Consider the following 8,795-nt stretch of genomic DNA (forward strand, 5'->3'; position numbering starts at 1 on the left):
TGGCTCGGTCTGCGCGCGCTGGCGTACGCCCAGCAGGCGCTCGACGGCCGCGCGCCGCGCGATGCATTCGCCGGCGCGCTGCTCGCGGAAACGGGGGCACACGATCGAGACGCACTCGTCCAGTGGTCGTGCGATGCGAACCAGACGGTCTATGCGCGCCTCGCACCGATCGTGCTCGCGCACCGCACCCATCCGTATGCGGCCGCGCTGATCGCGCAGGCGGGCGACGAGATCGGCAAGATGATCGACGCGCTCGATCCGCAGCAGGCGCTACCGGTCGCGCTGTGCGGCGGGCTGGCCGACGCGCTGGCACCGGCCGTGCCGGCACGTCACGCGGCCCGGCTGCGCACGCCGCTCGACGATTCCGCGCACGGTGCGTTGCGGCTCGCGCTGCAGGCGTTGCGGGCGGCTGAAGCGGAGTGAGTGGTTTAAGCGGGCCGGGCGCGGTGAGTGGGCTGAGCAGGTCGAGCGTGCTGACCGGTAGGAGTTGAGTGGATAACGCGGACTGAGCGGACCGAGCGGACCGAGCGGACCGAACAGAGGCCGATCAAGCCGGCCACTCCAACCCGGCAACGCGCCGAAGGCTGAACGGCGTGAAATCCGCCACCCCGTCCCCGCCCCCATTCCCCAACCGCCCGACGCCCCACCGGGCACGACGTTAAAATGGCGGTTCCGCAGTATCCTGCGCGCCATTTCCCCGTTCCCATGTACAAAGTCATCGCCACCGATCTCGACGGCACCCTGCTGAACAGCGACCACCAGCTCGATCCGTACACGATCGAGACCGTCCGCCGGCTCGACCGCGACGGCCTGCAGTTCGTGATCGCGACGGGGCGCCACTACGCGGACGTCGCCGGCATCCGCGACGTGCTGGGCATCCGGCCGTACCTGATCACGTCGAATGGTGCGCGCGTGCATGCGCCGGACGATACGGCGATCCATGCGCAGGACATCGATCCCGCGATCGTCCGCGGCCTCGTGCAGCCGGGCGTGACCGGCGCGCACGGGCGCGTGATCGTCAACCTGTTCACCGACCGCGGCTGGCTGATCGACCGCGAAGCGCCGCACCTGCTCGAATTCCACCAGGATTCGGGTTTTCGGTACGACGTGATCGACATGGCCGCGCACGACGGCGCGGACATCGCGAAGGTGCTGTACATCGGCGAGCCGGCCGATCTGGCGGTAGTCGCCGAGCAAATGCGCGTGCAGTTCGGCGATGCGCTGTACGTCACGTACTCGCTGCCCGACTGCCTCGAAGTGATGACCGCGAACGTGTCGAAGGGCCGCGCGCTGCGCGCGGTGCTCGCGCGGCTCGGCGTCGATACCGGCCACTGCATCGCGTTCGGCGACAACATGAACGACATCGACCTGCTCGAAACGGCTGGTCACGCGTTCATGATGAACAACGCGAATCCCGACCTGATCGCGCACCTGCCGCACATCCCGCGGATCGGCAACAACTTCGACGCGGGCGTCGCCCGCCACCTGCGCACGCTGTTCTCGCTCGACGGCGCCCTCGACGGCGTCGCCGCTTCCTGAGCGGAAATGAAAAACGGGCGCCAGCGGCGCCCGTTCAAATTACCTGCCTCGATGTTGTTCGACAGCGTGAGGCTCGCTGTTCTGCTCGCGTAACCCCGTAGTGTTTTATTCGCTTGTGCGAGCGGATGCAGGCAGCAGGCCGAGGGCGTCGTCGCGCCCTGCGACCAGCGGGTAGATGATCCCTGCGATGGCCGCACCGATGATCGGCGCGATCCAGAACAGCCACAGCTGGCCGATCGCCTCGCCGCCCACGAACAGCGCGGGGCCGGTCGAGCGGGCCGGGTTCACCGACGTGTTGGTGACCGGGATCGAGATCAGGTGAATCAACGTCAGGCACAGGCCGATCGCGATCGGCGCGAAGCCGGCCGGCGCGCGCTTGTCGGTGGCGCCGAGAATCACGAACAGGAAGAAGCCCGTCATCACGACTTCGCAGATGAACGCCGCGCCGAGCGAGTAGTGGCCGGGCGAGCGCTCGCCGAAGCCGTTCGTCGCAAAGCCGCTGCCGACGAGGTCGAAGCCCGGCTTGCCGGTCGCGATCAGGTACAGCACGAATGCACCGAGCGTCGCGCCGACCACCTGCGCGACGATGTACGGCGCGAGATCGCGCGCCGGGAAGCGGCCGGCGACCGTCAGGCCGACACTCACAGCCGGATTCAAATGGCAACCTGAAATATGGCCGATCGCGAATGCCATCGTCAGCACGGTCAGGCCGAATGCAAGTGCGACGCCGGCAAAGCCGATGCCGAGACCCGGAAAGGCGGCGGCCAGCACGGCGCTTCCGCATCCGCCGAGCACCAGCCAGAACGTGCCGAATGCCTCTGCAGCCAGACGCTGAGAAAGATTCATGTAGGGACCTTGTTCAAGTGGGTTGAAGACAAACGGCTGGGCGGATGATTTATTCCGCCGTCCGGAATTGGTCTGGATTATAGGAAATGAATCGGCTTCAAGAGGGTCAACGATTGTTAAATTTGAATGCTGGCGAATGGCCTTTATTAGAATAAGTCCGCATTCTCGATATAGCCGAATCGGTTAAAGATGGCAGCATTAATTTTGAAGAGCAGGGCGGCAGTGCGGGTGACGTAACGGGTGTGGGTGTTCCGGCCGGACTCGCCGGAGCCGCATCATGGAAAAAGGGAGTCGAAAAATGTCTCAATACGCGAAACTCAAGGCGCAGATCGCCGATCTGCAGGCTCAGGCGGATGACGTGCGTCGCCAGGAAGTGGCGACGGTGATCGCCGAAGTCCAGCGAATGATTGCCGAATATGGCCTCACGGCCCAGGACCTGGGCTTCGTGGAGCGCGCGCGGCGCGGGCGTCCGCCGAAAAAGGCGCCGCTGCCGCCCAAGTACCGCGATCCGAAGTCGGGTGCAACCTGGAGCGGACGCGGCAAGCCGCCGAATTGGATCGTCGGGAAAAACCGCGATCGTTTCCTGATCGAATGACCGCGCAAAAAGAAAGAGCCGCATCGACGATGCGGCTCTTTGGTTTTTCCGCGCCGATTTCGGCGCGAATTTTACGGAATATTTCCTGACGAATTTCGGCGTCAGGCGCCCGCGACCCGGCGCAAGGTCGGCCGTTTTGCCGCCGTGCAAAGCGATTCGTAAGTTTCGACATAACGTCGCGCCATCGCTTTCGAGCTGAAACGCGTATCGAAGCGTGCGCGGATCGCGTCGCGCGACAGGCTGTCGATCCGGTGCAGCGCACCGACCGCGCCCTGCACGTCCTCGACGATGAAGCCGGTCACGCCGTCCTCGATCACTTCCGGCACCGAGCCGCGGTTGAACGCGACGACCGGCGTGCCGCAGGCCATCGCCTCGATCATCACCAGGCCGAACGGCTCCGGCCAGTCGATCGGGAACAGCAGCGCCTTCGCGCCGGACAGGAACGCCGGCTTCTGCGCCTCGTTGATCTCGCCGATGAATTCGACATGCGCTTCGCCGAGCAGCGGCTCGATCACTTCCTTGAAGTAGTCGGCGTCGGCCTTGTCGACCTTCGCGGCGATCTTCAGCGGCAGCCCGCTTTGCGCGGCGATCCGGATCGCGGTGTCGACCCGCTTTTCGGGACAGATCCGGCCGAGGAACGCGAGGTATTCGGGCTTCACGTCCGGTTGCGGCGTGAGCAGCGTGTCGGGCAGCCCGTGATACACGGTGCCGGCCCAGGCGGCCTGCGGCAGCGGCTTGCGCTGCGAATTCGAGATCGAGACGACCGGCGCGTTCGGGAACGCGTCGAACACCGGCTGCAGCTCCGGCAGGTCGAGGCGGCCGTGCAGCGTCGTCACGTAAGGCGTGTCGAGGCGCGACATCAGCGGGAACGGCAGGTAGTCGAGGTGGAAGTGCAGCACGTCGAATTCGTGCGCGACACGGGCGACCTGCTCGATCAGGCGCATATGGGGCGCCATCGAATCGCGGATCGACGGGTCGAGCCGCAGTGCGCGCGGCCATGCCGCCTCGAGACGGGCGGACGTGACGGAGTCGCCGCTGGCGAACAGCGTCACATCGTGGCCGAGTTCGACGAGCGCCTCGGTGAGGTAGGACACGACACGCTCGGTGCCGCCGTAGAGTTTCGGCGGGACAGCTTCGTAAAGCGGCGCGATCTGGGCAATACGCATGGGCGTTCTCCGATGTCGACCAGCGTGGGCGCTCGAGTGCGCATGCCGGTCCGATACAAGGTTGCGGAACTCGCCGACGTACGCTTTCTGCGGTACGTGGCCGGGTCCGGGGCGCGGTGCGCCGGACGCCGGGCGGCAAGCTGCGGGGCGGGGCGGTGCGCCTCACGCCGCCGCCCGTTTGAGTCCATTATCGATATCGCCTAGAGGGGTTCGAGTGTTTTTTCAAACACTTAAGGCTTGTTACACCATGAAATACGAGAAAACCCCGATAAAAAGGGTCTGGAAACATGGCGCGAGACAGACGCAACTATTGTTGCGCTATCGTGAAAAACCACTATAATTTTTACCGATTCACGCCCCGGCAGCCTTGCCGGACGGCCTCCAGCCGGATTCGTCCCATGCGGAACCCCATCTCCGACGAATTCGCGCCCCCATTTACCCCGCCTTTTGTCCCCTTTCAATTCGCCTTGTCGGAAAAATTCCTACACGGTTTACAGACAAATCCTGCGCGGCTTACGCCACTTCGCTGATACCGGCATAAATGCCGTTTGGCCAAAATTCGCCCTGTAAGACTGATAAATGTGCCGGCGGAAGCCAATAGGGCCTGACCGAGCAAACGTTGTCATAAGATGAAAGGCCAAAGCAAAGCTCTTAACGGGGGAATCATGAGCGCCACCAGCGAAATGCTCAGTGAGATCAAAGAGGTCAATCTGTCGTACCTCCTCCTCGCGCAACGCCTGCTGCGGGAAGACAAAGCGATGGGCATGTTCCGCATGGGAGTTTCCCAGGAACTGGCCGACGTACTCGCGAACCTCACGCTCGCCCAGACCGTGAAGCTCGCCGCGTCGAACCAGATCCTGTGCCGTTTCCGCTTCGACGATCACGCGTTGCTGTCGTCGCTCGCCGACAAGGGTCGCAGCGACGTCGTCACGCACGCGCACTCGGCCATCCTGATGGCCGGCCAGCCGGTCGAAAGCGTCCGCTGATCTTTTTTTGCCTTGCGTTCGTCCCGGCGCGCCGCGCCGGCGGGCGGCGTATTGGCCACTCATCCGAACCACGTCAAGCGGACAGTTATTCACCATGGCAAGCAAAAGCGTCGTGATCGAGGTGAAGGAAATCACCCTCGCTATCGAACTGATCGAACTGGGCGCCCGGCTGCAGCTGCTGGAGGCGGAGACGAGCCTGTCGCGCGACCGCCTGATCAAGCTGTACAAGGAGCTGAAGGGCGTGTCGCCGCCGAAGGGGATGCTGCCGTTCTCGACCGACTGGTTCATGACGTGGCAGCCGAACATCCACTCGTCGCTGTTCTACAACATCTACCGGTTCATGCAGGACCACGGCCGCTGCGATCCGATCCAGTCGATCGTGAAGGCGTACCGGCTCTACCAGGAGCACGTGAACCTGTCCGGTGACGAGGCCGCGCTGAGTCTCACGCGCGCGTGGACGCTCGTACGCTTCTTCGACTCGGGGATGCTGCAGATGACCCCGTGCTCGCGCTGCGGCGGCCACTTCGTCGCGCATGCGCATGATCCGCATCAAGGTTTCGTGTGCGGCCTGTGCCAGCCGCCGTCGCGCGCCGGCAAGACCCGCAAGGCCGCCGCCGCGCGCGCCGAACTGGCTGCCGCCGCGGCCTGAACGGCGCCGGGTGGGGCTGAGCGGGAGCCGAGCGGCTGCCGCGCGCCGCGCGAACCGGCCGGGGGCTTGCTGGTAAACACCGCCGCGCCGCCGCGGCACTGCCGCGAAAGTTTTCCTGCCGACTGCCGTAAACCTGATTAACGGCGGTCTCCCCGCCGGTCTTTCGTGAGGGACAGGCAGTGCTGATTATCGTGGGAACACTCGTGACGCTGTTGTCCGTCTTCGGCGGTTATGCGCTGGCAGGCGGGCATCTGGGCGCATTGGTCCAGCCGCTCGAGATCCTGATGATCACCGGCGCGGGCGTCGGCGCGTTCATCCTCGGCAACGGCATGAAGACCATCAAGGCGACGCTGCTCGTGCTGCCGACGCTCTTCAAGGGCTCGAAGTACACGAAGGACGTCTATATGGAGCTGATGGCGCTCCTGTACGTGCTGCTCGCGAAGGCGCGCAAGGAAGGCACGCTGACGCTGGAAGCCGACATCGACGATCCGGACAAGAGCCCGATCTTCACGCAATACCCGAAGATCCTCGCCGATCGCCACATCGTCGAATTCCTGACCGACTACCTGCGCCTGATGGTGGGCGGCAACATGAACGCGTTCGAGATCGAGAGCCTGATGGACGAGGAGATCGAGACGCACCACACGGAAGGTGAAGGCCCCGCGCACGCGCTGATGCGTGTGGGCGACGCGATGCCGGCATTCGGGATCGTCGCGGCCGTGATGGGCGTCGTGCACACGATGGCGTCGGCCGACAAGCCGCCCGCGGTGCTCGGCGCGATGATCGCGCAGGCGCTGGTCGGCACGTTCCTCGGGATTCTGCTGTCGTACGGGCTGATCGGGCCGCTCGCGAGCCTCGCGGAGCAGCGCGTCGCCGAGTCCACCAAGATGTTCCAGTGCATCAAGGTGACGATCCTCGCGAGCCTGAACGGCTATGCGCCGGCGATCGCGGTGGAGTTCGGCCGCAAGGTGCTGTTCTCGACCGAGCGTCCGTCGTTCACGGAGCTCGAAGAGCACGTGCGCCGCGTGAAGGCAAAGTGACGCGGAGCGTTCGATGAGCAATGGCAAGGATCGCGCGATCGTCGTGAAACGGGTGGCCCCGCAGAAGAAGGGCCATCACGGCGGCGCATGGAAACTCGCGTACGCGGACTTCATGACCGCGATGATGGCGTTCTTCCTGCTGATGTGGCTGCTGAGCTCGGTCACGCCGGTGCAGCTGAAGGGGATCGCCGAGTACTTCAACACGCCGCTGAAGGCCGCGCTGTTCGGCAGCGGCGATCGCAGCTCGCAGGACTCCAGCATCATCAACGGCGGCGGCCGCGACCTGTCGAGCGTCGACGCCGGCACGCTGCGCCGCACCGACGGCACGACGTCGCTGGCCGACCGTGTCGCGAAAGCGGGCGACCAGCATTCCCGCGCGCAGGCGCAAGGCGCGCAGGACCGGCTCGAACAGGCGCGCCTGCACGACCTGCAGATCAAGCTGATGGCGGCGATCGAGGCGAACCCGACGCTGCGCCAGTTCAAGCAGCAGATCCGCATCGATTCGACGCTGATGGGACTGCGCATCGAGATCGTCGATACACAGAAGCGGCCGATGTTCGCGATGTCGAGCGACCACGTCGAGCCGTACATGCGCGACATCCTGCGCGAGATCGGCAAGACGCTGAACGACGTGCCGAACCGGATCATCGTCCAGGGCCACACCGATGCGGTGCCGTACGCGGGCGGGGAAGGCGGCTACAGCAACTGGGAGCTGTCGGCCGACCGCGCGAACGCGTCGCGCCGCGAGCTGATCACGGGCGGCATGGACGAGGCGAAGGTGCTGCGCGTGCTCGGCCTCGCGTCGACGCAGAACCTGAACAAGGCCGATCCGCTCGATCCGGAAAACCGCCGGATCAGCGTGATCGTGCTGAATCGCAAATCCGAAGACGCGCTGATGCGCGACGACGCGACGACCACGACGCTGTCGGCCGACGCGGCGGGCTCGAAGCTGCTGGCCCAGCAGCTCGGCGGCCCGACGCCGGCCGCGCAACCGGTGCTCGCGAGCGCCGTCGCCGTGGCGCCGAAACCCTGACGTTTCCCCGATTCCGAGATACGCATGAAACGACCCCAACGCTTACTTTGTTCGCTGCCCCCCGAGGGGGCGCTCAGCGGCCCACGGCCGGCTCTGCAAAGCCGGCCGGCCGCGCAGGCGCGAAGCGATGCTCCGCGACTTCCCTGCGACGCCGTCGGGGCGGCCCCGCGGAGGCTGACATGATCCGGACCATTCTCGCGATCGACGACTCCGCGACCATGCGTGCGCTGCTGCAGGCGACGCTCGCGCAGGCCGGCTACGACGTGACGGTGGCGCCGGACGGCGAAGCCGGCTTCGACATGGCGGCCACCGTGCCGTACGACCTGGTGCTGACCGACCAGAACATGCCGCGCAGGAACGGGCTCGAGGTGATCGCCGCGCTGCGCAAGCTGAGCGCGTACGCGGACACGCCGATCCTCGTGCTGACGACCGAAGGCAGCGATGCATTCAAGGACGCCGCGCGCGAAGCGGGCGCGACCGGCTGGATCGAAAAGCCGATCGACCCGGCCGTGCTGGTCGACCTGGTCGCGACGCTGTCCGAGCAGACGGCCTCCTGACATGAACGCGACGAATCCAACCGGTGACCGGGCATGACTCTCGACATCACGCAGTTCTACCAGACCTTTTTTGACGAAGCCGACGAACTGCTCGCGCAGATGGAGCAGCTGCTGCTGAACCTCGACGTCGGCTCGCCCGACCCCGAGGACCTGGCCGCGATCTTCCGCGCGGCGCACTCGATCAAGGGTGGCGCGGCGACGTTCGGCTTTTCCGCGCTGACCGAGACGACCCACATCCTCGAGTCGCTGCTCGACCGCGCACGCAACCATGAGCTGACGCTGACCAAGGAAATGGTCGATGCGTTCCTCGAGACCAAGGACGTGCTGTCCGACCAGCTGGTCGACTATCGCGCGAGCGCGGAACCCGACGCGGCCGCCGCCGCG

General features: G+C 65.4%; 10 protein-coding genes and 1 pseudogene. 9 read left to right on the plus strand and 2 right to left on the minus strand.

The annotated features are described in order from the left end of the window. Nucleotides 1–423: pseudogene (locus F3J14_RS31600) on the plus strand (ATPase); the annotation flags it as partial. A 282-nt stretch (nt 424–705) separates the two neighbouring features. Beyond that, nucleotides 706–1,539 carry a Cof-type HAD-IIB family hydrolase gene (locus F3J14_RS31605; RefSeq protein ID WP_166726268.1) on the plus strand — a complete coding sequence of 278 codons (834 nt, stop codon included), beginning with the start codon at nt 706–708 and terminating at the stop codon, nt 1,537–1,539. Between the two features lie 105 nt (nt 1,540–1,644). On the opposite strand, the gene aqpZ is transcribed toward F3J14_RS31605, so the two are convergent. Continuing rightward, nucleotides 1,645–2,385: an aquaporin Z gene (gene aqpZ / locus F3J14_RS31610; RefSeq protein ID WP_166726269.1), complete on the minus strand. Its 741-nt coding sequence runs from the start codon at nt 2,383–2,385 to the stop codon at nt 1,645–1,647. Nucleotides 2,386–2,683: 298 nt separating this feature from the next. Here aqpZ and F3J14_RS31615 point away from each other — a divergent pair, with 298 nt between their 5' ends. Next, nucleotides 2,684–2,980, plus strand: coding sequence for an H-NS histone family protein (locus tag F3J14_RS31615; RefSeq protein WP_006751072.1), 297 nt, complete (start codon nt 2,684–2,686; stop codon nt 2,978–2,980). A gap of 101 nt (nt 2,981–3,081) precedes the next feature. Here F3J14_RS31615 and F3J14_RS31620 read toward each other — a convergent pair whose 3' ends face one another. Beyond that, nucleotides 3,082–4,146: a glycosyltransferase family 4 protein gene (locus F3J14_RS31620; protein ID WP_166726270.1), complete on the minus strand. Its 1,065-nt coding sequence runs from the start codon at nt 4,144–4,146 to the stop codon at nt 3,082–3,084. 665 nt (nt 4,147–4,811) lie between these two features. Between F3J14_RS31620 and flhD the strand changes: the two genes are divergently transcribed. The 6 genes from flhD to F3J14_RS31650 all read left to right on the plus strand — a co-directional run. Then, nucleotides 4,812–5,132 carry a flagellar transcriptional regulator FlhD gene (gene flhD / locus F3J14_RS31625; protein ID WP_006751074.1) on the plus strand — a complete coding sequence of 107 codons (321 nt, stop codon included), beginning with the start codon at nt 4,812–4,814 and terminating at the stop codon, nt 5,130–5,132. 94 nt (nt 5,133–5,226) lie between these two features. After that, on the plus strand, nt 5,227–5,781 hold the full coding sequence (gene flhC / locus F3J14_RS31630) for a flagellar transcriptional regulator FlhC (protein WP_166726272.1): 555 nt from the start codon (nt 5,227–5,229) through the stop codon (nt 5,779–5,781). A 179-nt stretch (nt 5,782–5,960) separates the two neighbouring features. Then, nucleotides 5,961–6,821: a flagellar motor stator protein MotA gene (gene motA / locus F3J14_RS31635; protein ID WP_006762546.1), complete on the plus strand. Its 861-nt coding sequence runs from the start codon at nt 5,961–5,963 to the stop codon at nt 6,819–6,821. A gap of 13 nt (nt 6,822–6,834) precedes the next feature. Further along, nucleotides 6,835–7,854 (plus strand): flagellar motor protein MotB, encoded by a 1,020-nt coding sequence (gene motB / locus F3J14_RS31640; RefSeq protein WP_166726273.1) that lies wholly within the window; start codon nt 6,835–6,837, stop codon nt 7,852–7,854. Between the two features lie 179 nt (nt 7,855–8,033). Then, complete coding sequence (locus F3J14_RS31645) at nt 8,034–8,411, plus strand: response regulator (protein WP_166726274.1); 378 nt, start codon at nt 8,034–8,036, stop codon at nt 8,409–8,411. A gap of 33 nt (nt 8,412–8,444) precedes the next feature. Beyond that, nucleotides 8,445–8,795: Hpt domain-containing protein (locus F3J14_RS31650; RefSeq protein WP_211080408.1), on the plus strand; the 351-nt coding region annotated here is incomplete at its 3' end.

The organism is Burkholderia sp. Tr-862 (genome assembly GCF_011753085.1).
GTDB classification, from domain to species: Bacteria; Pseudomonadota; Gammaproteobacteria; order Burkholderiales; family Burkholderiaceae; genus Burkholderia; species Burkholderia ambifaria.